We start from the raw sequence: 24,462 nt of genomic DNA, 5'->3' as shown, positions 1-24,462 counted from the left end.
GACATGACCGACAACGCTGACGCCAAGAGCGTCGTTGTCACGATGGCAGCCGCCATTGTGAATCGTTCAAACTTCATCGCACCCCTCCAGAAGTCCGCTCGCGTGCGAACCCTGTCGGTAGGCGCGCCGAGTTGTTGAGCTTCCGACCGGAAGGGCCCGCGGCACCCGTAGCCCGACAGCCGTGCCGGCGACTGCTGGCGACCGCCGGCAGCGCGGCCGGGTAGTGTCCCGCTGGCATGCCAGCGTTTGTCGCCGTCGTCGTCGTTCTGGCCGTCGTCAACCTGACGCGTGATCACGCTCCCAACGGGGTGTGGCAGGTCGTCGTGATGGCTGCGCTCGGTCTCGTGGTGTGGCGCGCCGGGTTGACCCGTGACGAACTCGGCTTGGGTCGCGGAACAGCGCGTCGTGGACTACGGGTCGGGGCGATCGTCTTTGTTGGCATTGCGATCTTGGTGATACTCGGCGGGGCGCTTGGGCTCGTCACCGACGAGCGGGTCGCCGGCAGCGGCGCCGAGGCGGCGTGGCGCATTTTCGTGGTCATCCCGCTCGGCACCGTGGCGGTCGAGGAGTTCGCGTTCCGGGGAGTGCTGTTCGGTTTAGGGGAGCGGCTGTGGGAATCGCGGACTGCGCTGGTGGTTAACGCGGTGCTGTTCGGAATGTGGCACCTCTACCCGGCGGCAACCGGCGGGGCGGTGACGTCGCCGGACACGGCGGGCGTTGAGGTGGCAGGTCCGTGGCTCGTGGCCGGCACGGTGCTCGCGACGACCGCAGCGGGTTTCGCCTTCGCCGGGCTCCGCCGAACGACAAAAAGTGTGATTTCGCCCGCGTTTGCGCACCTCGCTCTCAACAGTGTTGGCTACGCTGTCGCGTACTGCGCGGGATCCCGTTTTGGAGGAATGACATGAAGATCGAGGTGAGCGTCGGGTCGGTACTGGAATCTGCCGCATCGGTGGGCATTTTGGGTTGGCTCGGCGATACCGACCTTCCCGATTCCCTAGCGTCTTCGGTGGAGGCAGCCGACTTTACGGGCAAGCCGAACCAGACCGTCGTCGTCTACCCCCGCACCGAGGGCCTTCCGACACGGCTCGTGCTGGTGGGGTTGGGCGAGGCCGACAAGGTCGATGGTGAACGCATCCGCCAGGCGGCCGCCTCGGCGATTCGTGTCGCGCGAGGCTTCGGCGAGGCCACGGTCGCGATGGGGCTTCCTGAAGGGCTCGTGGTCGCCGGGGCCGAACTCGGCGAGGCGGTGGCCGTCGGTCTCCTGTTAGGCAACTACCGCTTCCTTCGCTATCGCACCAACCTGAGCGACGCCGAGTCCCACGAAATCGAGGCGGTGGAGGTGCTCGTCGGCGCAACTGAACTCGACGCGGTGAGCGGCGGTGTTGCAACCGGCACGATCGTCGGCAACGGCGTCGTGTTCGCACGCGACCTCGTCAACACCCCGGGGGCTGAGAAGACTCCGCCACAACTTGCCCAGCGGGCCGTCGAACTCGGCGAGCAGGTGCCGTCCATCTCGGTGACGGTGCTCGACGAGAACGAACTCGAAGCGCAGGGATTCGGGGGAGTCCTCGCCGTGGGCAAGGGTTCGGACAGCCCGCCGCGCTTCATCATCATGGAATACGGCGCCGACCTCGAAGGGGTCCCGACCGTGTGCCTCGTCGGCAAGGGTCTGACCTTCGACTCGGGTGGTCTCAACATCAAGGTCGGCGACTTCATGACCAACATGAAGAACGACATGGGCGGCGGAGCGGCGGTCTACGGGGCGATGAAGGTCGCCGCCGAACTGCAGTTGCCGGTCCACCTCGTCGGGCTCGTTCCGTCGGCCGAGAACATGCCGAGCGGCCGGTCCTTCCGCCCGGGCGACGTCGTCACGACCCTGTCGGGGTCGACCATCGAGGTGCTCAACACCGACGCCGAAGGCCGGGTGATCCTGAGCGACGGTCTGCATTACGCACAGCGCTACAACCCCGCGGCGATCGTGGAACTGTCCACGCTCACCGGCGCCGCGATCATTGCGCTGGCCCACCACGCGACCGGGCTCATGTCGACCGATCAGAGCCTTGCCGACGCGTTGCTCGCCGCCGGCGAGTCCGCCGGCGACCGCGCCTGGCAGCTCCCGCTGTGGGAGGAATACCGCGAGATGGTCAAGAGCGAGATCGCGGATGTGAAAAACCTCGCGGGGCCGGCCGGCGGTTCGATCACCGCAGGGGCTTTCCTCGCTCATTTCGCCGGCGACGTTCCCTTTGCCCACCTCGACATCGCAGCGACGGGTTGGCTCGACAAGCCGGTCAAGCCGTACCAGGCGGCCGGGGCGACCGGGGCCGGTGTGCGCCTCGTCGCCCAGTACCTCCGCGATCTGGTGGGCTGACCGAGACGTTGGTGATCAGGCCCTAACACTGTCAGGCACAGGAGCCCAGCAATGAACGACACAGCGGCAGTGGCCCCCGAAGGCGAGTCCTCGGGCTTCCTCGACAAGATCGAGACGATCGGCAACAAGGTCCCGCACCCGGTGATCATGTTCCTGTACCTCATCGCCGGTGTGGCGGTGTTGTCGATGGTGCTGTCCATCTTCGATGTGTCGGTCACCGAGGAAGTCGTGACGCCGGTCCCCAAAGCCGAACTCCACGATCTCCAGGGCCAACTCGGCGGCTCGATCGTCGCGTGGGATCTCCTGACCGGGCAGGAAGCCGAACTTCCCGACTACACGGTTCAGGAAGTCACCTACCCGGTTCGGAACCTGTTGTCGATCGATGGGATCCGCTACATCCTCAGCACCTTTGTTAACAACTTCGCCGGGTTCGCGGTCGTCGCCGTGACGTTCGTGGCGATGGCGGGCGTCGGGGTCGCCGAGCAGGCGGGGATGATGGATGCGCTCATCCGTCGACTGGTCTCGGTGGCGCCGTCAGGAGCGATTGCCTTCAGCCTCATCTTCATCGGTGTGCTCTCCAGCGTCGCATCCGATGCGGGCTACCTGATTCTGATACCTCTATCTGCCGCGGCATTCCATTCGCTCGGGCGACACCCGCTGGCGGGTCTCGCCGCGGCCTACGCCGGAGTCGGGTGCATCTTCGGGGTGAACCTGCTCATCACCCCGGTCGACTCGATGCTGACCGAAATCACCAACGAGGCGATCGGTTCGTCCGGCGAACACCTCGACGTGACGGCCAACCTGTATTTCGGCATCGTGTCGTCCTTCCTGCTCGCAGCGGTGGCGGTGCTGGTGACCCAGCGGATCGTGGAACGTCGCCTCGGCGCCTACGACGCGGCTGAGGGCGACCCGGCCTACGTCGGCGGCGGCGCAGCATCCGGCGACGAGGTCGACGAAGAGGCCGAGCGCCGCGGGCTCAAGTTCGCCTTCCGGGCCATGGTCGCGATGCTTCTCGCGATCGTCGTGCTGGTCGCACCCCCGGGTGCGCCCCTGCGCCACCCCGTCACCGACGCCATCATCGGCAACACGCCGTTCATGGCGAGCCTGATCTTCCTGATCACCCTGGTGTTCCTCGCCTGTGGCATCGCCTACGGCATCGGCGCCAAGACGATCACGGCAAGCGACGACGTGATCGCGGCGGTGACAAAGACCTTCGCCGGGCTGTCCGGCCTGATCTTCATGTTGCTGATGATTTCCCAGTTCATCGCCTACTTCAACTACACGAACATCCCCCGGGTCCTCGCGGTGGTGTTGGCCGGCGTGCTCGAGTCGGCGAACGTCGGTGCGTTGCCGTTGCTCATCGCCATGATCCTCGTGATTCTCCTGTTGGACTTCATCCTTCCCGGGGTCGTGCCGAAGTGGGCGATCTTTGCCCCAGTGTTCATCCCGATCTTCATGAGGCTCGGCGTTGCGCCTCAGACGGTGCTGGCGGCGTACCGAGTTGGGGACGGCCCGGTCAACGTCATGACCCCGCTCATGGTGTATTTGCCGTTCATCGTGACGGTCGCTCAGCGCTATCAGCGCAAGGCCGGCATGGGCACCATCGTGGCGTTGATGTTGCCGTACGTGGTCATTATTTCGGTGGCGTGGATCCTGTTGTTCGGCGTGTTCTGGGTCTTTGGGATCCCGCTCGGTCCTGGAGCCCCCATCTCCTTGTGATCTACTGATCACAGAGGAGTGGGTGTGACTGAGAACGAGTTCGAGACCGAGGACACGTCGAGCAACAGCAACGGGAGCCACCGCGCCCAGCATTCCTTCGGGGGCTGGGTGCGGTGGTTGGTTCGTCCGCGCCTGACCTTTGGCGGGCTGGTCGTCGGTCTGTGGTTCGCGTTGTGGTCGCTCAGCCCGTCGTTGTTGCCGCGCGGGTGGGTCACCCAGAGCGTGGTCACCGGCATTGCCGCGGTGTGCGGGTATGGTATCGGGTCGGGCCTCAGCGCAGCGTTGCGGCGATGGGTCGTACGACGCGAGCCGTCACCGCTGGTCAAGCGGCGCGCCTGGATGGCCTTGGGTGCGATCTCGGTCATCGGTTTGGCGACGATGCTTTGGAAATCGCGCGGATGGCAGGACGAACTGCGCACCAAGGTCGGCCTGGAGCCGGACCCGGCGCTGACGCGGGCGTATGTGGTCGTGGTAGCCGCCGTGGTGGCGGTGCTGGTGTTGTTCATCTCCCGCTTGGTGCGCTCGGGAACCCGGGCGTTGATCCGTCCACTGAACCGGGTCGTCCCGCCACGGGTGTCGATGGCGGTCGGATCGTTCATCATGTTGTTGCTGATCGTCGGGTTCGCCCAGGGGGTTCTGGCCCGGCTCGCCGTGTCGACCATGCAGTCCATGTTCTCCACGATCGACCACTCGACACGCGAGGGCATGTATCAACCGACGAATGCCGAACGCTCCGGAGGGCCGGGTTCGGTGGTGGACTGGGACGAGTTGGGATTCCAAGGCCGCAATTTCATCGGGTCCGGACCTCGGCTCGCCGAGTTGGAAAGCTTCGGTGGTGACGACTGCTGCGAGGAGCCGATCCGGGTGTACGTCGGGTTGGCCGCCGACGATTCGCTGGCCGAACGGGCCCGCCTCGCGGTTGAGGAGCTCGAGCGAACCGGAGCGTTCGAGCGCGAGGTCCTGGTGTTGTTCACCGCTACGGGTACCGGATACATCAACCCCTATGCGGCGGATGCCATCGAGTATCTGTACGGCGGCGACACGGCGCTGGTGGCGATGCAGTATTCCTACCTGCCGAGTTGGATCACCGTGCTGATCGACGACAAGCCACCGGGCGACACCACCCGGGCCATGTGGGACGCCGTGATGGAGCATCTCGACGAGATGGACCCCGACGTCCGCCCGACGGTTCTGGGATTCGGAGAAAGCCTGGGCTCCTTCGGGTTGGAGCGCGGGCTCGAGACCGTCGAAGAGATCCAGACGCTCAGCGACGGGGCGTTGCTCATCGGCCCGACCTACGACAACCCGTTGCGTCAGGAACTGACCCGCCATCGGGTCGAGGGTTCGCCCGAGTGGCAGCCGAAGCCGTCGGTGCCCGGGGTGTTTTTCGCCCAGGAGCCCGCCGATCTTCCCGGGCCACCGAGCGCGGATGATCCGCCGCGAATCGTGTACCTCCAGAACGCATCGGATCCCGTGACGTGGTGGAACTGGGGTCTGTGGGCGCTGGAGCCGGATTGGAACGAGCGGCCGTATGCTGTCGACCGGTCACCGGCGTTCGGGTGGCGTCCGGTCGTGGCGTTCTGGCAGATCGTCGGGGACCTGCCCGGTGCTGGCGAGGTCCCTGCCGGGCACGGCCACATCTTCGGCGAGAACGTTGTCGACGGCTGGTTGGCGGTTCGGCCGCCCGAGGGCTGGGTTGAGGCCGACACGGCCCGGCTGCGCGACCTGCTGCGCGACAACCTGGGATAGGGCGACGGTCGACGTGGGCGCTTCGACATGACCGACCTCAGCTGTGGACTGAGCGCGGCCAGCCTGAACGCAGCGGCGACCGCTGGCTGGTATTCCGCGGTTGCCGGGCTCCTGAGCGGGTTTGCGCTGCTGGCGATTCTGATTCCGCTCGACCACACCGACGATGACTGCGACAGCAACGATCTGTCGGCCGGGGCAGAGGTGTTCACCGCTGCCTTCTTCACGTTGCTCATCTTGAGCCTCACCTACGCGCGGCTCGCGGGCGAGACAGGCGCCGACGTCGACCGAGGCCGCCTCACACACGAGATGATGCTCAACGGTGCCGCGCTGTCGATGTCGGCGTTGTTGTTGCTGTTTGCGTTACGCAGCATCCTGGGGGCCTACAGCGCGGCACGTGCGCTCTTCGTGCGAACGAGAGGGCTGATCCTCATCGCTACTGCGGTCGTGGGCCCGGTGATTGCGCTGTCCTCGCAGTTCGCCAGCTCCCTCGACCTCGAGCGCTACCGCATCGCCGCAGGCCGTACCACCTGCGAGGGAGCGCTGCCGGCCGGTGTGGCGATCAATCTCACCATCCTGCTCGCGGGTTGGGCGATCATCGCCGGGTTGTGGTGGCAACGTCGACGCATTCGATTGGCGTCCGCCATCCCGACGGTTGTCGCCCGGACGGTGCTGGCGTTCACGGTGGCCGTCGCAGTGTGGACGTCGGTGGTCGTTCCACTGCTCGACATCGAGGTGGCGACGAGCCCCTGGTTCGAACATATCGTTCTAGCCGCGACGGCGCTCGGCGGTGCCGCGATCGCCGCGGCGTCGTGGGCATCCCGATGACCCCCGCTACGCACCCGCCACATGGTCATCGGTTCCAACCGAGTCCATCACCGGAGAACCCATCATGAGTCTGTTCAAGACCGCCGGCCGGACCGCTGCGGTCGGCGGGGTCGCTCAGGGCGCGAACGGCCACATGATCGGGATCACGACCAATGCGATCGCCAGCCATGCGAGCAGAACCGGTGCGCCGAGGCGCCAATAGTCGCTGAACCGGTAACCCGCCGGGGCCATCACCATCATGTTGCCCGGGGTCTGAACCGGGGTCAGGACCGCAGCGGAACTCGCGACGGCGATCAACATGAGCACGGGCTTGGCGGCGTACCCGGTCTCGGCCGCGACGGACAAGGCCACTGGCAAGACGATGAGCACGGTGGCGGTGTTGCTGATGACGAGGCCGAGCACCGCGGTGAGCGCGAAGAGGGCGAGCATCAACAGCATCGGCGAACCCGAACCCACGAGGTCGATGACACGCTCGGCGATGCTGTCAGCGGCACCACTTGATTGGATGGCCGCCGACATCGGAATGAGTCCGCCGACCAGCACGACGGTTTCCCACGACACCGCGCGGTAGGCCTGTGCCGAGGAGATCGAACCGCTCAACACGAGGGCCAGTGCTGCGATCAAGCCGGCGCCGGCAGGGGGAACGAGACCGAAGGCGAGCGACAGCACCATGGCGCCGACGATGATTGCGGTGCGGGTCGCGGCCTTGCCGAGCGGTCCTGCCTGGCGGCGCATGAGGTCCGGGCTGTCGACGATCAAGACGTCGCGGTCGGTGACGAGGCCGTCGACCGAATCCCAAGAACCCCACACGAGGATCGAGTCGCCCGCAGCGATCTTGACCGGCTTGTCGCCGAAGTCTCGGCCGTACCGCTGGATCGCCAGGATCACGAGGTCGTCGCCTCGGACCATGCCAGGGAACATCGTCTCGTCGATCAGCGGTGACCTCGGCGGCACCACAACCTCGGCCACGCCGGCCTCGCGGCCGATGAGGGTGTCTGGGGAGTCCGGCGACGCGGGGCTGAGTGCGACCGCAAGCCCATCGGCGACCGCCAACGTGCTGACGTGTTCGGTGGTCCCCGAGACGACCAGCACGTCGTCGGGTTCGAGAACATGTTCCACAGCGCGGGCAAGGCCGTCGGCCCCTTGTGTGGCGATGAGGTCGATCGTGGGGTGATCGTCGAAACGCAACGAGGCGACCTTGCGGCCGATCAGCGGCGACTTGTCGCGAACTCGAAGCCGGTAGAAACCCTCGCTGAGTTGATAGTGGGAGGCGAGCGCGTGGGCGTGCCGGCTGAGGTCGGGTGGGGCGCTGACGGGCTGACGATCCGGCACAAGACGGCGTGTCAGCAGGGCGCCGATGAGCATCGTGGCGATCAGGAGGGGTACGCCGAGGACGGCGAACTCGAAGAACCCGAAGGCGCCTTCGCCGACCTCGCTGGCGGCATCGGACACGATGACGTTGACCGGGCTGCCCATCAGAACCAGCATCGAACCGGCGCTACCGGCGTACACCATCGGCATCAATAGACGTGACGGTGGAACCTTCAGCTTCATGGCCAACATGACCGCCATCGGCAACAGCGCTGCCACCGATCCGTTGAGACTGATCAGCGCTGTGAGCACAGCGCACAACGCCATGATCGACACCAGCACCCGCGACATGTTGTCGCCGGCGATCGCGACGACCCGTTGCCCAGCCCAGGTGGTGAGGCCGTTGGCGTCGATGGCTTCGCTGACGATGAACAGGGTGGCGATGAAGATCACCACGGGGTCGCCGAACCCGGCGACGGCCTCGTCGAAGGTCAACAGGCCCGTGGCCCACAGCGTGAGCGAGGTGGCGACGGCGACGGAGCCCACGGGGAACCGGTTCGCCATGAACAACGCGATGACCCCGCCGAGGACGAGCAGCGCGACAGCCGCGTCGGTCATGGTCGCTTCTGGGGTTCGTCGTCGAGTGGGTCCAGATCGAGCGGCACGTCCACGAAAGGGTGGCCGAGAACGACGGTGCGATACACAGGAACGGCCCGCTGAGCGATCACCACGATGGGAACGGCCATGATCATGCCGGGAATGCCGGCCACGGTCGCGCCGAGGGTGGTGGACAACAGGACGACGAGCGGGTGGATCTGAAGCGTCTTGCCGGTGACGGCGGGTTCGACGAGATTCTCGATGACGATGTTGGCGACCATGACCACACCGAGCATGACGATCGCCGACACGATGCCGTTCGAACCCAGCGCGACGACGACGGTGAGCGCGCCCCCGATCAGCGCTCCCAGATACGGGATGAACCCGCCGACGAAGGTGACGACGACGATCGTGGTGATCAACGGAAGGTTCAGGATTGCGGCACCGATTCCGACCACGGCAGCGACGACGGCCGAGATGATGGCCCGCCCGAGCCAGTAGCGGCGAAAGACGAAGAACGTGTCCTCGATGAACGCATTGAGGTGGGCCTGCTGATCTGCCGCGGCGCGGTTGACCGCGCCTCGGCGGATTCTCGAGCCGTCCTTGAGGAAGTAGTAGAAGATCAGCCCGCCCAACAACACCCCGACCAGGGTCCGGCCGACGGCGCTGAACCCTGCTGCAACCGATCCTGCGGCCCCGGACCCCAGCCCGCTTCCGAGGTTCTGCAGTTGGTTGCGGATCGCCTCGATATCGGCGTTGTCGATGTCGAAATGCGTCAGAGCGGATTCGACCTCATCCGCGATCCGGTCGTACTGCTCGATGAGGCCCCGGGCGGTGAGCGCTATCACGCCGATGATGGTCGCGGCGATGGCGAACACGATGAGTCCGGCAGCGAGCCCCGGTGGGATCCGGCGGTCGAGCAGCCAGCGCTGCATCGGCTGGGCGAGGATCGCAAAGACGGCGGCAAACACCAGGGGAAGTACCAGCGTGCTGATCGCGGCGAGCCCGTAGATCGCCCCCGCTGCGACGAGGGTGATTCCGACCACTGCCCAGGCGCTGCGTCCAACACTGTTGAGTGTCGGACTCTCGAAGCGGGGTCGTGGGGCGGCGGGTGGGCTCGTCGTCGTGCAATCCGCGCTCGTGTCGGCCATGAGGGCAGGTTAGGGGGCCTGGGTATGCACCCGCTGCCGTCCACAGAACTGCCGTCCACAGAGTCAGCACCCTGGGGCTAGTGTCGACCCATGTCAGCCGCCGATTCCCACGCCTCTGATCGATTGGGTCCCGGCGGCGTCGTTCGCTCGGTCGTGGTTGCCCTGGTCTGCGCTGTCGCGGTGGGAGCGATCGCGTTGTCGGTGGTGGGTTCGTGGGTGAACTCGATCATCGATTCGCCGGCGCGCACCAGCGACGCGGTGGCAGCGGCACTAAACGATGAGGAGGTCGTGTCGGACCTGGCGACCGCTGCGGCCGACCGGGCGGTGAGCGCGGCGATGGAGGTGTTGGGAATCGACGACGCGGACTCGACGTCGAATCCGGTGGTTCGGCGGCTCCGCTCGACCGCACAGGAGTGGGCTGCCGATGTGGCGGCTGCGCGAATAGCGGCGCCCGTGATCGGGTCCGATATCGCCAACTCCCTCGCAACGTCTGCGGCAGGTCGGCTCCATCGGGTCATCGTCGAGACGGTCGTCGACGGCGGCGGCCTCGGGGAGATCTCCGCCGATGAGCCGTTTCGGGTCAACCTCGTGCCGTTGGTGGTCGACGCATTCGCAGCGGCGCAGACGGTCGGAGTGCTGCCGTCGGTCGAACTGCCCGATCTCGCTCAGATCGACGGGGCGGACGCGCAGCGTGCAGCGGTGTCCGAAGCGCTCGGGGTGACGCTGCCGAGAAATTTCGCCGAGTACACGATCGCCCGGGAGGGGTCGGTCGGTGGAGTCCTTGCGGTCATCGAGTTCGTGGTCTCCCTTGCCCAGCGTGTCGGGCTCTATGCTCCGCTGATCGCGGTGGGGGCGACGGTGTCGGCGTTGGCGCTATCCCGGCGACGGTTGAGAACACTCGGCGCCCTGGCTGCCGCCACCGCGGTGATGATGGTGCTGCTGTGGGGGTCGACCCAGGCCGGGATCGACCGGTTGGACGATGCCGGCCTCACCCCCGGGGCGGTCCGGGCGATACGCATCGTGGCGGAGGAACTCGCGGCCCCGCTCGCTACAGCCGCCTTGTGGGTCGGCGCCGCGAGCCTTGCGATAGCCGTGGTTGCCACCGCGGCACGAGGCTGGGGGAAGAGGGGGGTGACCCATGCGACGTGACCTCAAGGACCATGTGCACATCGAGCGCGCTTATGACCCACCCGAGCCCGGCCGTCGGCGGGTGCTCGTCGACCGCCTGTGGCCCCGGGGCGTCTCCAAGGAACGGGCCGCCCTCGACGAGTGGTGCAAGGACGTGGCGCCGAGCACCGAGTTGCGGAAGTGGTACGACCACGCGGTCGACCGATTCGAGGAGTTCTCCTCCCGATACCAGGACGAACTGCGCCACGGCGATGCCGGAGCTGCGGTCGAGCGCCTCAGAACCGCCGCCCAAACCGGGGAGTTGGCGTTGGTCACTGCGACCCGCGATATCGAGCACTCCGGGGCCGTCGTCCTGCGGGAATTTCTTCTTGGCGGGGCCGGTATCTGAATCGAAACCGGGCGTCACGGCGCAAGCGGCGAGTTGTAGCGTGAGCTCGAGACGAGGAGGGGCGCAGATGAACAACCCGCAGGTCACGCTGAATGACGGCGTTACGATTCCGACCCTGGGATTCGGCGTCTATCAGGTCGTCCCGGAGGAGACCGAACGCGTCGTCACCGATGCGCTCGAGGTCGGCTATCGCCACATCGACACCGCTGCCGCCTACGGCAACGAGGAGGGGGTCGGCCGAGCGATCGCGCGCAGCGGTATCGCCCGCGACAAGCTGTTCGTGACGACGAAACTGTGGATCGTCGACGGAGGCGAACAGGGCGCGCGGCGCGCGTTTGAGTCGTCGCTCGAACGTCTCGGCTTGGGCTATGTCGATCTGTATCTGATCCATCAGCCCTACGGCGACTACTACAGCTCGTGGCGGGCGATGGAAGCGCTGCAGCGAGAGGGGCTCGTCCGCTCGATCGGGGTGTCGAACTTTCACCCGGATCGCCTCATCGATCTCATCGATCACAACGAGGTCGTGCCGTCGGTCAACCAGGTCGAGTTGAACCCGTATTTCCAACGGGCCGACGAACAGCGGTGGATGGCCGATCACGGCGTCCGGATCGAATCGTGGGGGCCGTTCGCCGAAGGCAAGAACAACCTCTTCGAAGACCCGACCCTTTCCTCGATCGGTGCGGGCTACGACAAGTCGGTGGCTCAGGTGGTCACCCGATGGCTCATCCAACGCGAGGTACTCGTGATCCCGAAATCGGTTCGACGGCAGCGGATGGAGGAGAATTTCGACGTGTTCGACTTCGAGTTGACCGCTGGCGAGATGGCGCGGATCGCTGAGCTCGACACGGGTGTATCGCAGTTCTTCGATCACCGTGACCCGAAGATGGCCCACGTTCTCGGCGGGGTGAGGGTGGATTGATCGCTTGGCCGATCCGTCTAAGCGGCTGCCCGGCGAGGTAGCGTTTGGCGGGTACGGGCCAAGCGAACGGAGAACGGGTCATGGCAGATATCGCGTTGGGCTTGGTGGCCATCATCGCCGGGGCGGCCTTTTGTTTCGCCGGCTATCAGTGGTTCCGACTCATCATCCCCGTGTGGGGGTTCTTCGCCGGGTTCAGCGCGGGCACCGGGCTCATCTCCGCCATCACCGGCGATGCGGTGTTGGCGACACCGCTGGGGTGGATTCTGGGGCTCGTGCTCGCGGTCGTCTTCGCGACGTTCGCATACCTGTACTACTCCGTGGCGATCGTGATGGCGATGAGCTCGATCGGGTTCATGTTGGGTGGAGCGCTCATGACCGCACTGGGGGTCCCCTGGAACTGGGCAATCGCCATCGTCGGCATCTTGGTCGGCGTCGCATTCGCCTTTGCCGGCATCGTGTCGAACCTGCCCCGAGTCGTGCTGGTGGTGGTCAGTGCGATCGGCGGAGCGACGGCGATTGTCGGCGGCCTCATGTTGTTCGGGTCGACCCTCGACACCGAGGACTTCTCGCGGGCCGTGATCACCGAGACGATCAACGACTCGTGGGGCTGGTGGCTGTTGTACGCGGTGTTGACGATTGCCGGAATCATGACGCAGAGCGCTATCGCCTCGACCGAGGACGAGCTGCGCGCCGCGTGGATGTCGGTGGACCAGAACTAACCGAGGTCGGCCGGCGCCTGTACGTCGGCGGTCGGGAAGCGCGAACCTGACAGCTCCTCGGAGATCGTCCACAACCTGTGGGCGAGTTCGCGGTCGTGGGTGCGGCCACTCGATCGCACCAACGTTGGATTGCCGCGGGCCTCAAGGAATCGATCTGGCCCGTAGTACTGCCCGCCGACGGCCTCCGGGTCGGTGGCGGCGCGCACGGCCGGAAGGCATCCGAGCGAGGCCGGTTGCGCGAGCCGGTGCAGGTACTTGCGCTGCCACTTCATCCCCGGGAGATGCTCGGCAATCTCGGTATCGGACGCACCGGGATGGGCCGCCAACGAGATGACCGTCGATCCAGCCGCCTGCAGACGTCGATCCAGCTCGTAGGAGAACAACAGGTTCGCGACCTTCGAACGCGCGTAGGCGCCAAAGCGGCTGTACTTGCCGGTTGCGGTCAGATCGTCGAGGTCGAACGCGTACGGAAGTCGGTGCCCGAGACTGCCGATGGTGACCACCCGTGCCCGCGGGGCGGCTTCCAACGAGTCGATCAACTCGAGGGTGAGTGCGAAGTGTCCGAGGTGATTGGTGCCGAACTGCAACTCGATGCCGTCACGGGTCAGTTCGCGTTCGGTGTACATCACCCCGGCGTTGTTGATGAGGGCGTCGATCGCCCCGAATCGCTGGCGCAGCGCGGCGGCTGCGGTGCGCACCGATTCGAGTGACGCCAGGTCGAGTTGTTGTACCTCGACGTCGGCGTCGGGCACCGTGTTGCGGAGGTCGTCGAGTGCCGTCGCGGCGCGTTCGGGGCTGCGGCAGGCCATCACCACCGTGGCGCCGGTGCGAGCGAGTGTGCGGGCGGTTTCGAACCCGAGGCCCGAGTTCGCGCCGGTCACGACGAAGACCCGGCCGCGTTGGTCGGCGATCTCCGCGGTGGTCCAGGTGTTGGTAGTGGACATCCGCGAATCAGAACACGCCGATGCCGGCGGCCTCGTTGCGCTCGCGCCACTGCGCCTTGGGCATGCGGGTCACGTCGACGCCGGCGGCATCGGCGCGTGCCCGAAGCGCCCCGACGGTGGCGTCTTCGCGAGCGGTGTGTTTGAAGGGGTCCCAGTCGAAGAACCGGCAGGCGTTCTCCCAGGTGATCTTGTGGATCTCGTCGTCGCGGCAACCGGCGTCTTGCAGTTCGCCCCACGTGAACTCCGGTGAGTTCGGCCAGGTGGTGTCGGTGTGGGGGTAGTCGCACTCCCAGGCGATGTTGTCGATGCCGATCCGGTCGCGCAGCAACAGCCCCGAAGGGTCGGAGATGTAGCAGGCCAGGATGTGATCGCGAAACACCTCCGAGGGCATCTTGCCGCCGTAGTCTTTGCTGAAACGTCCGCCCGGGGTGATGATCCACGGGCGTCCTCGCTCGCCGATCACCTCGTAGGCCAACCCCAGGCCGTTCACCGTTGTGCGGTCCATGTGGGCGAGGGTAGCGTGCAGATACAAGTGAGGGAGCGTTTACTTACTCCCTCCGTTCGTAGAGTCCACAGAGCAGAGTTCACAGAGCAGTGTCCGCAGAGCGGAGTCTGCAGAGCAGAGGAGAGCCGATGGAGCGCATCGACCATTGGATCGGGGGCAAGTTGTTGAGCCGGGACGGCCGAGTGTCACCCGTGTTCAACCCGGCGACCGGGGTTCAGCGCGCCGAGGTGTCGCTCGCCGATTCGGCCTTGGTGTCCGAGGCGGTGGGCGTCGCCGCGGGAGCCTTTGAGAATTGGCGCTATTCCACGCTGTCGAAGCGGGCGAAGCTGATGTTCAACCTTCGCGAACTCCTGACCCGCAACGCGGATGACCTCGCCCGAATCGTCGTGGGCGAGCACGGCAAGGTGCTCGACGATGCCCGAGGCGAGGTCGAACGGGGCCTCGAATGCATCGAGTTCGCGTGTGGGATTCCTTCGTTGCTCAAGGGCGGGCGCAACCCGGAGGTGTCGAGCGGTATCGACGTCCACACCGCATACGAGCCGGTCGGTGTCATCGCGGCGATCACCCCGTTCAACTTCCCGGTCATGGTGCCGCTGTGGATGCTGGCCAACGCCATCGCCTGTGGAAACACGGTGGTGTTGAAGCCCTCCGAGCGAGACCCTTCCGCGTCGATGCGCATCGCCGAGTTGGTGACCGAGGCCGGGTTCCCCGACGGGGTGGTCAACGTCTTGCACGGAGACGCCACGGCGGTGAATGAACTGCTCGCATCGCCCGATGTCGCCGCGGTGTCCTTCGTCGGCAGCACCCCGGTGGCGCGCTCGATCTACGAGGTCGGGGCCAAGCACGCCAAGCGGGTTCAGGCACTCGGCGGGGCGAAGAACCACATGGTCGTGTTGCCCGATGCCGATGTCGACGCGGCGGCGGATGCAGCAATTTCCGCCGGGTACGGCGCGGCGGGCGAACGCTGCATGGCGATCTCGGTGATCGTGGCGGTCGGTGCCGTCGCCGATCCGCTGGTGGAGGCCATCGTCAAGCGCATCCCCGACGTGAAGATCGGGTCGGGTCTCGACTCGTCGTCGATGATGGGGCCGCTCATCACCGAGGCGCATCGCGACCGGGTGCGCGGATACGTCGACGGCGCACCGGCGGAGGGGGCCACGATCGTGGTCGACGGAACCGACGGCATCCCCGCGGATGGCTTCTATCACGGGTGTGCATTGCTCGATCACGTGACGCCCGGGATGAAGGCCTATGACGACGAGATCTTCGGCCCCGTTCTCAGCGTGGTGCGCGTCGACACCTTCGATGAGGCGCTCACGCTCGTCAACGATAACCCGTATGGCAACGGCACGGCGGTGTTCACCCGCGACGGGGGAGCGGCTCGCGAGTTCGAACGCAAGGTGCAAGCCGGCATGGTCGGCATCAACGTGCCGATCCCCGTGCCGGTCGCCTGGCACAGCTTCGGCGGATGGAAGGCGTCGATCTTCGGCGACAGCGCGATCTACGGCCCCGACGGCATCCGCTTCTACACCCGGCCCAAGGTCGTCACCACGCGTTGGCCGGACCCGGCGTCGAGCGCGATCGACCTCGGCTTCCCGACCACCGACTGAGCCGCCAACTGGCCAACCCGCCGCGTTCCCCCGGCGGGGGTTTGCCGCGAGTCTGGGTGACGGCGTGGCCGGAGGGGTCAGTCGAGGAAGCGGTCGACGGTGGCGCGTAGTTCGGGCGAGTCGAAGGAGCGGAACTCCGCGTTCAGGGCGAAATCGATCGATCCGTTGAGTGCCCGGTCGAGGTGATGGTTGAGCATGCGCCGGGTGTCCTCGACCGCACCCCGAGGTTGTTTAGCGATGCGGTGTGCGCACGCGAGCGCGGCGTCGAGGACCTCGTCGTCGGCCACCACGTGGTTGGCGAGCCCGATGCGTTCGGCTCGTTCGGCCGTGATCCGATCGCCCGTGAGTGCGTACTCCTTGGCCAGGTGCAGGCTCATCATGAGCGGCCACGAGATGGCACCGCCGTCGGCGGCGACGAGGCCCACGCTCACGTGCGGGTCGGCGAGATAGGCGCTGCGCGCCATGTAGACGATGTCGGACATGGCGACCAGTGAGCAGCCCAGCCCGACCGCCGGCCCGTTGACCGCAGCGATGATCGGCACGCGACACGAGGCCATCGCGGCGGCGATGAGCTTGCCGTGCAGCAGCGACAACTTGCGGTAGTCGGGGTCGCGGATCTGTTCGTCGATATAGGCCATGTCGCCACCGGCGGAGAACGCCCGTCCATTACCGGTGAGTACGACGGCGCGGGCGTCGAAGTCCTCATGTATCTGCGGGAACACCTTGGTGAGCTGTTCGTGCAGTTCGTGGTTGGTGGCGTTGAGGTGGTCTGGCCGGTTCAGGCGCAAGATTCGCACCGGTCCGTCGTGGTCGACCTGGAGTACCGCGGACACGTCGTAACTCATGTACAGTCCTTTGCGACCCACTTTTGACAGTGGCGTCAAAGTCGATTTTGAAGGTTGATCAGATGCGCAACCGTACCCTATTGAAGTGAGCGTTCGCTTACATGTAGCGTGCGGAACGCCGATGACATGCCATCGATCCGGGGTTGGGGTATCGCGGATCGACGAGGAGGGGGACAACATGCCCGCACGAGACTTTCCCATCTTTGATGCCGACAACCACCTGTACGAGACCGAGGAAGCGTTCACGAAGTTCCTGCCGGATCGGTACAAGGGTGCCATCGACTACGTGCAGGTTCGCGGCCGCACCAAGATCGTCGTGCGCGGCCAGATCAGTGAGTACATCCCCAACCCGACCTTCGAGGTCGTCGCCCGGCCCGGCGCTCAAGAGGAGTACTACCGGGTCGGAAATCCCGACGGGAAGTCGCGCCGCGAGATTTACGGCGAGCCGATGAAGGCGATCCCGGCGTTTCGTGCACCTGCCCCGCGCCTGGAGTTGATGGACGAACAGGGCCTCGATCGCACCTTGATGTTCCCGACGCTCGCCAGCCTGCTCGAGGAGCGGATGAAAGATGACGTCGAACTCACCCACGCGGCGATTCACGCGCTCAACGAGTGGCTGTATGAGACCTGGCAGTTCGACTACGAGGGACGCATCTTCACCACGCCGGTGATCACTCTGCCGATCGTGGAACGGGCGATCGAGGAACTCGAGTGGGTCGTCGAGCGCGGTGCGCGCGTCGTGTTGATTCGTCCCGCCCCCGTGCCCGGCCTGCATGGCCCGCGGTCCTTCGGGCTGCCCGAGTTCGACCCGTTCTGGGAAAAGGTGGTGGAACACGATGTGTTCGTGGCCTTCCACTCCTCCGACAGCGGCTACTCGCGCTTCACCGGGGAATGGGCGGGCAAGCAGACCGAAATGTTGCCGTTCCAGCCGAATGCCTTCCGCATGATGTCGACGTGGCGGCCCGTCGAGGATGCGGCGGCGTCGCTCATCTGTCACAACACGCTCTCTCGCCACCCGGGCCTCAAGGTCGGATTCATCGAGAACGGCAGCACCTGGGTGCGGCCGCTGCTTGAGAACCTTGCCGACGTCTACAAGAAGATGCCCCAGGAGTTCATGGAGAACCCGGTCGAGGTCTTCAAGCGGCAGGTGCACATCAGCCCGTTCTGGGAGGAGGATCTCGGCAAACTCGCGGATCTCATCGGCCCGACCCAGGTGCTGTTCGGTTCCGACTATCCGCACCCCGAAGGGCTGGAAGTCCCGAGTACCTACATCGACGACATGGCACATGTCGACGCGGAGACGATGCGTCTGGTCATGGGCGGCAACCTCGCTCGGCTCATGCGGGTCGACGACGTCGCGGTGGCCCGGTAGGGGTCCGGCCGAGGCACGCAGGGCACGACACGGGTACGACGCAGGGCACGACGAGACGAGACGGGACGACAGCGAGGCGATGAGTTACGGGGGCCGACTCAGCGAACTGGCCGGGAGTGATCCCGACCGCGTCGTCGCGCGTCATGTCGACCCCGACGGCTCGCCGGATCACAACTTCACGCTCGCCGAACTGAACACGACCGCCGAGGCATGCGCAACGGAGTTCGCCAGCCGGGGAGTCAGCCTCGACGATCTGGTCGCCATCTCGCTTCAGAACTCACCCGAACTGCTCGTTTCGGTCTTCGCGGCGTGGAAGCTGGGAGCGACTCCGGTTCCGGTTCGGTGGGACCTGCCCGATTGGGAACGGTCCCGCGTGCTCGCGGCCGTGTCGCCGGCGTTGCACGTCGCCGACGGCACGGCCGTGTCCCTCGCTCCACAGCCCTTCGACACGCGGTCGGCGCCACATCGCACTGCGTTGGCCAGCGAACCCGTCGGCGCCGCGGCGTGGGGGATCTGCAGCGGCGGCTCGACGGGCACCCCGAAGGTCATCGTGGCCGATCGGCCCAGCCGATGGGCCGAGGCCTACGGCTCGTGCATCATGGGGCACTGGCGCGAGGTGGCGCGGCCGCAGCGGGTGTTGGTGCTGGCGCCCATGTATCACTCGACCGCCTTCACCTCGACCCTCAACCTCTTGGCCGGCGACGAGATCGTGGTGCTGCGCCGCTTCGACGCAGCGACGGCGCTCGACACGATCGAACGCCTGGACATCACCAACTTCGTGGCCACTCCGACCATGCTCGCCCGCATGGCCGACGCTCAACAGCGCACCCCACGCGACCTGTCGAGCCTCGACTGGGTCCTTCAAGGCGCCGCCCCGCTGCCGCCGAGCCTCACCCGGCGCTGGATCGACCTCGTCGGTGCGCAACGCTTCGTGATGGCCTACGGCATGAGCGAGGGCCTGGGCCTCACGGCGATTCGTGGCGACGAATGGCTCGAGCATCCGGGCAGTGTCGGTCGCGGGATTCGCGGCACCGAAGTGCGGGTGCTCGACGCCGAACGACGCCCGGTCGAGCCGGGGGTCGTCGGCGAGATCTACCTGCGAACCCCGGGCGGTTCGGCGCAGTATCTCGGCGACACCCCGGCGCTACCGACCACCGCGGACGGGTTCTCATCCGCTGGCGACCTCGGCCATCTCGATGCCGACGGGTACCTCCACCTTGCCGACCGTCGCACCGACCTCATCGTGACCGGCGGCGCCAACGTGTATCCGGCCGAAGTCGAATCTGCGTTGATCGAACACCCGGCGATCGCCGATGTCGTGGTGGTCGGGCTGAGCGATGCGCAATGGGGTCGACGCGTGCACGCGATCATCGAAGCGGCCGAGGGAGTCGAGGCGCCGGGGTCCGACGATGTCGTGGCCTTCGCCAGGTCGCGCCTCGCCGCCTACAAGGTGCCCAAGACCGTCGAGATCGTCGCGGCGATTCCTCGCAGCGCCGCAACGAAGGTCAACCGCCGAGCACTGGTGGAGGCTCGCGGTGGGTAGACCCAGCCACGACCCACCGCCGTCCCACCGACACATATCGACCGCTCAACCCTTCACCTATCGACCGAATACCCAGGGGAACCCATGACCGACCTGCCAACCATCCATCCCGAATCCCGAATGTTGATCGACGGCAAGCTCGTCGACGCCAGTAACGGGTCCACCTTCGACGTGTTCAATCCCGCCACGGGTGGGCTCGTCGGCAAGGTGGCCGACGGAACCGCGCAGGACATGGAGGCCGCCCTCGCCGCAGCCCGGCGCGCCTTCGACGAGACCGACTGGTCGACGAATCACGAGTTCCGCATCCACTGCCTCAATCAGTTCCAGGACGCGCTCGATGCCGAGTGCGAGGAGCTTCGCGAGTTGCTCATCCAGGAAGTGGGCGCGCCGCGGATGTTGACCCACAGCGCGCAACTCGACGTTCCGCTGAACCACTCGTTGCGCCATCCCATCTCGATGATCAGCACCTGGGAATGGGAGCGCGACCTCGGCGAGGCGATCAGCATCTAGGGTTCCCTCGATCGCCGCAGCGTCGTGTCGATGGCCGCCGGTGTCGTCGGCGCCATCACCCCCTGGAACTTCCCCTTCGAGGTCGCGATCATCAAGCTCGCCTACGCACTGGCCACCGGCAACACCGTGGTGCTGAAGCCCGCCCCGGACACACCGTTCAACGCGACGCTGCTCGGACGGCTTATCGCCGAGCGCACCGACATTCCTGCGGGTGTGGTCAATATCGTGACCTCCTCGGATCACCTTCGCGGCGAGCAACTCACGCTGTCGCCGCTGGTCGACATGATCTCGTTCACCGGCTCCACCGCGGTCGGGCAGGGGATCATGGAAAGAGGCTCGCGGACCATGAAGCGGCTCTTCCTCGAACTCGGTGGAAAGTCGGCGACGGTGGTGTTGGACGATGCCGATCTGCTCGCCGCCTCGTTCATGGGCCTCGCCGTGTGTACCCACGCCGGGCAGGGGTGTGCGATCCCGACCCGCATGCTGTTGCCGAAGTCGCATTACGACGAGGGGGTCAACGCGCTCATCGACATGATGAAGAACGTGCCCTATGGCGACCCGCAGCGGCCCGATGTGTTGCAGGGTCCGCAGATCTCGGCGAAACAGCGCGACCGGGTGATGGGCTACATCCAAAAAGGCCAGGAGGAAGGCGCCAAGTTGGTGCTGGGCGGCGGCATCCCGACCGGCCCCGAGTTCGACAACGGATTCTTCGTCGAGCCGACCCTGTTCGTCGACGTCGACAATTCGATGACGATCGCACAGGAGGAGATCTTCGGTCCGGTGCTCGTCGTGACCCCTTATGAGGACGAAGACGATGCGGTGCGCATTGCCAACGACAGCCGTTATGGACTCGGCGGTGGGGTGATGGCGGGCAGCTTCGAGCGGGCCAAGGCGGTGGCGGATCGGCTGCGCACCGGCATGGTGAGCATCAACGGCGGTGCCCCGTACGGAGCGGACCTGCCCTTTGGCGGGTTCAAATACTCCGGGGTCGGCCGCCAGAACGGTGACGCCGGGTTCGCGCAGTATCTCGAACTCAAGTCCTACGCTTGGCCGGCCTCATGAGCGACACGGCCGCACCCGAGGTCTATTACGACCCCTACGACTTTGGCATCGACGACGACCCGTATCCGATCTGGAAGGCGCTGCGCGACGACCATCCGCTCTATTACAACGAGAAGTTCAACTTCTACGCGCTGAGCCGGTTCCGCGACGTCGAGGCGGCGCTCAAGGACTGGCAGACGCTGAGTTCGGCCAAGGGGACCCTGCTCGAGTTGATCAAGGCCGACATCGAGATGCCGCCCGGCACGATCATCTTCGAGGATCCGCCGAACCACACGTTGCATCGCGGGCTGTTGTCGCGGGTCTTCACGCCGCGTCGCATGGCCGCGATCGAGCCGGAGGTGCGGGCGTTCTGCGCTCGCAGCCTCGACCCGCTCGTCGGTGCCGACGGACTCGATGTGATCGCCGATCTCGGGGCGCAGGTGCCGATGCGCACGATCGGGATGTTGCTCGGCATTCCCGAAAGCGACCAGGTGGCGTTGCGCGATCAGATCGACGGCGGCCTGAAGCTCGCCGAGGGGGAGATGCCGACCATCTCCGAAGGCTTCGGCGCGATGTCGATGACCGAGCAGTTCGAGGAGTACATCGACTACCGGTACAAGAACCCCTCCGACGATGTGATGACCGACCTCATCACCGCCGAATACGAGGACCTCGACGGCGTTCATCGCCGCCTGACCCGCGAAGAGGCGCTCAACTACATCAACCTCGTCGCCGCAGCCGGGAACGAGACGACCAATCGCCTCATCGGGTGGTCGACGCGGTTGTTGTCCGACCACCCGGGTGAGCGTGAGATCGTCGTGTCGGACCCCTCGATCGTGCCCAACATGATCGAGGAGGTGCTGCGCTACGAGTCACCGTCGCCGGTGCAGGCCCGCTACGTCACCCGCGACGTCGAGTATCACGGCACGACCGTTCCCGCAGGCTCCGCGATGCTGCTGCTCAACGGTTCGGGCAACCGCGACGAGCGGGTTTTCGACGACCTCGACCGCTTCGATGTGCGTCGAAACGTCGCCCATCACCTGGCGTTCGGACACGGCATCCATTTCTGCCTCGGTGCCGCGCTCGCCCGTCTCGAAGGACGCGTGGCGATGCAGGAACTGCTGGCCCGGTTCCCGAACTTCCATGTCGACGACTCGGTCGCCAAACGGGGTCGCACCTCGACGGTTCGCGGCTGGGAGTCGCTGCCCATCGTCATCGATCGGACGGCCTCGTGAGGCGCGATCGTCGAGTAAGCATCTGCGAGGGGTCGTCGTGGGCGGCCCGTTTACGAAAGGACACAAAATGGGGATCGAAGTGAAGCCAGGGGATCGGCTGCGCTCGACGGTCTGTGCGACGGCGGTCGTCGTGGTCAAGGCCCCCGCAGGTGAGATCGACCTTCGCTGCGGTGGGGCACCGATGGTGCCACTCGCCGACGCCGGCGAACCGAGCGGTAGCCCCGCTGGTGGGCTCAACAACGGCACGGTGCTCGGCAAGCGCTACACCGATTCCGAGGGTGTCGAAGTGCTGTGCTCGGCAGGCGGGCTCGGCACCTTGTCGCTCGGCGAGGTTCCGCTCGAACTCCAGGGGGCCAAACCCCTGCCGTCCTCGGACTGAACGGCAGGCCCGATGCACCTCGAACTCGTGTTGAAAATGGCCGCCGCGATGTCGGGGGACCGCGTCGCGTTCGGCTCGCTGGAGGGCGGCACCACGATGGCCGACTTCGCCGAGCGGGCCGGGCGGGTCGGGGCGCGGTTCGCCGCGTCGGCCGGGGCCGAACGCGTGGCCATGGTCGACCTGAACTCCGAGGCGGTTCCGCTCACCCTGTTCGGCTCGGTGCTGGCGGCCAAGCCGTTCGTGCCGATCAACTACCGCCTCACCGACGACCAACTGCGGGCCCTCGTGGCCCGTACCGCGCCAGCGCTGGTGGTGGTGGGCGAGGGGGTGGCCCAACGGATCGGCGAGATCGAGGGGATCGAGTTCCTGGAGCGCAGCGAGTTGTTGGCCATCGCCGCCGGTGACGGCGAGGGTGGAGGAGAGCGCCTCGACGATGCCCTCGACACCGATCCGTCTGCGATCGCCGTGTTGTTGTACACGAGCGGAACCACGGGCGATCCCAAGGCCGCGGTGCTGCGACACCTCAACCTCGGTGCATACGTTGTGACGACGGTGGAACTCGGCGGCTCGAGCCCCGAGGAGGCGGCGCTGGTGAGCGTTCCGCCGTATCACATCGCAGGGATTTCCGCCGCGGTGACCTCGGTGTACGGGGGCCGACGTGTGGTGTATCTCGAGTCGTTCGATCCCGTGCAGTGGGTCGCCACGGCGCGCCGGGAGGCGATCACCCATGCGATGGTGGTGCCGACCATGCTCGGCCGCATCCTCGATGTCATGGAGGCCGAGGGGCTGACACTCGATTCGCTGCGCACCCTCTCCTATGGCGGCGGGCCGATGCCCGCGGCGGTGATCGAACGGGCGCTGTCGCTGTTGCCCGGGGTGGACTTTGTGAATGCGTACGGGTTGACCGAAACCTCGAGCACCATCGCGCTGCTCGGCCCCGATGATCATCGGGTCGCGTTCGCCTCAGACGACCCGCAGGTGCGCGCCCGTCTGAACTCGGTGGGGCGGCCGCTTGCCTCGGTCGAGGTGTCGATACGCGACGAGGACGGCAACGAGGTGCCGGTGGGGCACACCGGCGAGGTCTGGGTGCGAGGCGAACAGGTCTCGGGGGAGTACCTGGGCCGCGATGGCGGCGGCGATGGGTGGTTTCACACTCGCGACGCCGGCCACCTCGACACCGAAGGGTTCCTGTTCGTCGAAGGTCGACTCGACGACGTCATCGTTCGAGGCGGCGAGAACCTTTCACCGGGCGAGATCGAGGCTACCTTGCTCGAACACGACGCGGTCGCCGAGGCCGCGGTCGTCGGCGTGCCCGATGTCGAATGGGGCGAAAAGGTCGTGGCCGCGGTGGTGGCCGTGCCCGGGGCCGAGGTCGATGCCGAGGAGTTGCGCGAGTTTGTACGGGGCCGACTGCGTTCGACCAAGACCCCCGAACGCATCTCGGTGGTGGAGGAGCTGCCCTTCAACGAGACCGGAAAGCTGCTGAGGCGCACGCTGCGTGAACAACTCGCCGATCCTCAGGGCTGAAACGGCAGGGGTGAACGGTCAGGGTTGAAACGGCAGGGTTGAAACGGCAGGGTTGAAATGCTCGGCTGAGAGTAAAG

At 66.1% G+C, this 24,462-nt stretch carries 20 protein-coding genes and 1 pseudogene; 16 read left to right on the top strand and 5 right to left on the bottom strand.

All coding sequences use genetic code 11. The features are described from left to right. Window positions 1–236 precede the first annotated feature (236 nt). Genes M9952_10295 through M9952_10275 form a run of 5 tightly spaced genes read left to right on the top strand, consistent with a single transcriptional unit; the run spans window position 237 to window position 6,661 of the window. Window positions 237–905 (top strand): CPBP family intramembrane metalloprotease, encoded by a 669-nt coding sequence (locus tag M9952_10295; protein MCO5313305.1) that lies wholly within the window; start codon window positions 237–239, stop codon window positions 903–905. Continuing rightward, a complete protein-coding gene (locus M9952_10290; GenBank protein MCO5313304.1) occupies window positions 902–2,368 on the top strand; it encodes a leucyl aminopeptidase in 1,467 nt (488 codons plus the stop codon). Before M9952_10295 ends, M9952_10290 begins: the two co-directional genes overlap by 4 nt. Before the next feature lie 51 nt (window positions 2,369–2,419). After that, window positions 2,420–4,087: an AbgT family transporter gene (locus M9952_10285; GenBank protein MCO5313303.1), complete on the top strand. Its 1,668-nt coding sequence runs from the start codon at window positions 2,420–2,422 to the stop codon at window positions 4,085–4,087. Window positions 4,088–4,111: 24 nt separating this feature from the next. Further along, window positions 4,112–5,836, top strand: coding sequence for an alpha/beta-hydrolase family protein (locus M9952_10280; GenBank protein MCO5313302.1), 1,725 nt, complete (start codon window positions 4,112–4,114; stop codon window positions 5,834–5,836). A gap of 27 nt (window positions 5,837–5,863) precedes the next feature. Beyond that, window positions 5,864–6,661, top strand: a complete 798-nt coding sequence (locus M9952_10275; GenBank protein ID MCO5313301.1) for a hypothetical protein — start codon at window positions 5,864–5,866, stop codon at window positions 6,659–6,661. 114 nt (window positions 6,662–6,775) lie between these two features. Here the strand turns inward: M9952_10275 and M9952_10270 are convergent, their stop codons facing one another. Beyond that, window positions 6,776–8,590, bottom strand: a complete 1,815-nt coding sequence (locus tag M9952_10270; GenBank protein MCO5313300.1) for an SLC13 family permease — start codon at window positions 8,588–8,590, stop codon at window positions 6,776–6,778. Beyond that, window positions 8,587–9,720, bottom strand: a complete 1,134-nt coding sequence (locus M9952_10265; GenBank protein MCO5313299.1) for an AI-2E family transporter — start codon at window positions 9,718–9,720, stop codon at window positions 8,587–8,589. The genes M9952_10270 and M9952_10265 overlap by 4 nt, the downstream gene beginning before the upstream one ends. 90 nt (window positions 9,721–9,810) lie before the next feature. Here M9952_10265 and M9952_10260 point away from each other — a divergent pair, with 90 nt between their 5' ends. The 4 genes from M9952_10260 to M9952_10245 all read left to right on the top strand — a co-directional run bounded on the left by M9952_10260 (window position 9,811) and on the right by M9952_10245 (window position 12,874). Further along, a complete protein-coding gene (locus M9952_10260; protein ID MCO5313298.1) occupies window positions 9,811–10,869 on the top strand; it encodes a hypothetical protein in 1,059 nt (352 codons plus the stop codon). Beyond that, window positions 10,859–11,236, top strand: a complete 378-nt coding sequence (locus tag M9952_10255; GenBank protein ID MCO5313297.1) for a DUF488 family protein — start codon at window positions 10,859–10,861, stop codon at window positions 11,234–11,236. The genes M9952_10260 and M9952_10255 overlap by 11 nt, the downstream gene beginning before the upstream one ends. Window positions 11,237–11,303: 67 nt before the next feature. Continuing rightward, a complete protein-coding gene (locus tag M9952_10250) occupies window positions 11,304–12,155 on the top strand; it encodes an aldo/keto reductase (GenBank protein ID MCO5313296.1) in 852 nt (283 codons plus the stop codon). A gap of 80 nt (window positions 12,156–12,235) precedes the next feature. After that, window positions 12,236–12,874, top strand: coding sequence for a TMEM198/TM7SF3 family protein (locus tag M9952_10245; protein ID MCO5313295.1), 639 nt, complete (start codon window positions 12,236–12,238; stop codon window positions 12,872–12,874). On the opposite strand, the gene M9952_10240 is transcribed toward M9952_10245, so the two are convergent. Together M9952_10240 and M9952_10235 are read right to left on the bottom strand one after the other, a co-directional pair. Then, the gene (locus tag M9952_10240; protein ID MCO5313294.1) at window positions 12,871–13,818 is read right to left on the bottom strand and encodes an oxidoreductase; all 948 of its coding nucleotides are present in this window, start codon (window positions 13,816–13,818) and stop codon (window positions 12,871–12,873) included. The genes M9952_10245 and M9952_10240 overlap by 4 nt on opposite strands. Window positions 13,819–13,825: 7 nt before the next feature. Then, complete coding sequence (locus M9952_10235; GenBank protein ID MCO5313293.1) at window positions 13,826–14,323, bottom strand: amidohydrolase; 498 nt, start codon at window positions 14,321–14,323, stop codon at window positions 13,826–13,828. Between the two features lie 128 nt (window positions 14,324–14,451). Here M9952_10235 and M9952_10230 point away from each other — a divergent pair, with 128 nt between their 5' ends. Further along, window positions 14,452–15,933 carry a CoA-acylating methylmalonate-semialdehyde dehydrogenase gene (locus tag M9952_10230; protein ID MCO5313292.1) on the top strand — a complete coding sequence of 494 codons (1,482 nt, stop codon included), beginning with the start codon at window positions 14,452–14,454 and terminating at the stop codon, window positions 15,931–15,933. Between the two features lie 77 nt (window positions 15,934–16,010). Here M9952_10230 and M9952_10225 read toward each other — a convergent pair whose 3' ends face one another. Beyond that, a complete protein-coding gene (locus tag M9952_10225; GenBank protein ID MCO5313291.1) occupies window positions 16,011–16,778 on the bottom strand; it encodes an enoyl-CoA hydratase/isomerase family protein in 768 nt (255 codons plus the stop codon). Between the two features lie 178 nt (window positions 16,779–16,956). Between M9952_10225 and M9952_10220 the strand changes: the two genes are divergently transcribed. The 6 genes and pseudogenes from M9952_10220 to M9952_10195 all read left to right on the top strand — a co-directional run bounded on the left by M9952_10220 (window position 16,957) and on the right by M9952_10195 (window position 24,385). Continuing rightward, entirely contained in the window at window positions 16,957–18,150 is a 1,194-nt protein-coding gene (locus M9952_10220) for an amidohydrolase (GenBank protein ID MCO5313290.1), read from the top strand. 79 nt (window positions 18,151–18,229) lie between these two features. After that, window positions 18,230–19,693, top strand: a complete 1,464-nt coding sequence (locus M9952_10215) for an AMP-binding protein (GenBank protein MCO5313289.1) — start codon at window positions 18,230–18,232, stop codon at window positions 19,691–19,693. A gap of 120 nt (window positions 19,694–19,813) precedes the next feature. Further along, a pseudogene (locus tag M9952_10210) lies at window positions 19,814–21,265 on the top strand (aldehyde dehydrogenase family protein). Further along, window positions 21,262–22,479 (top strand): cytochrome P450, encoded by a 1,218-nt coding sequence (locus M9952_10205; GenBank protein ID MCO5313288.1) that lies wholly within the window; start codon window positions 21,262–21,264, stop codon window positions 22,477–22,479. Before M9952_10210 ends, M9952_10205 begins: the two are co-directional and overlap by 4 nt. 67 nt (window positions 22,480–22,546) lie before the next feature. Then, entirely contained in the window at window positions 22,547–22,858 is a 312-nt protein-coding gene (locus M9952_10200) for a hypothetical protein (GenBank protein MCO5313287.1), read from the top strand. Between the two features lie 12 nt (window positions 22,859–22,870). Continuing rightward, complete coding sequence (locus M9952_10195) at window positions 22,871–24,385, top strand: AMP-binding protein (GenBank protein ID MCO5313286.1); 1,515 nt, start codon at window positions 22,871–22,873, stop codon at window positions 24,383–24,385. Window positions 24,386–24,462: the final 77 nt, after the last annotated feature.

It is taken from the genome of Microthrixaceae bacterium (genome assembly GCA_023957975.1).
Lineage (GTDB): Bacteria > Actinomycetota > Acidimicrobiia > Acidimicrobiales > Microtrichaceae > JAMLGM01.
The sequence above is the reverse complement of the archived record's forward strand: the minus strand, read 5'-3'. Positions and strand labels throughout refer to the sequence as shown.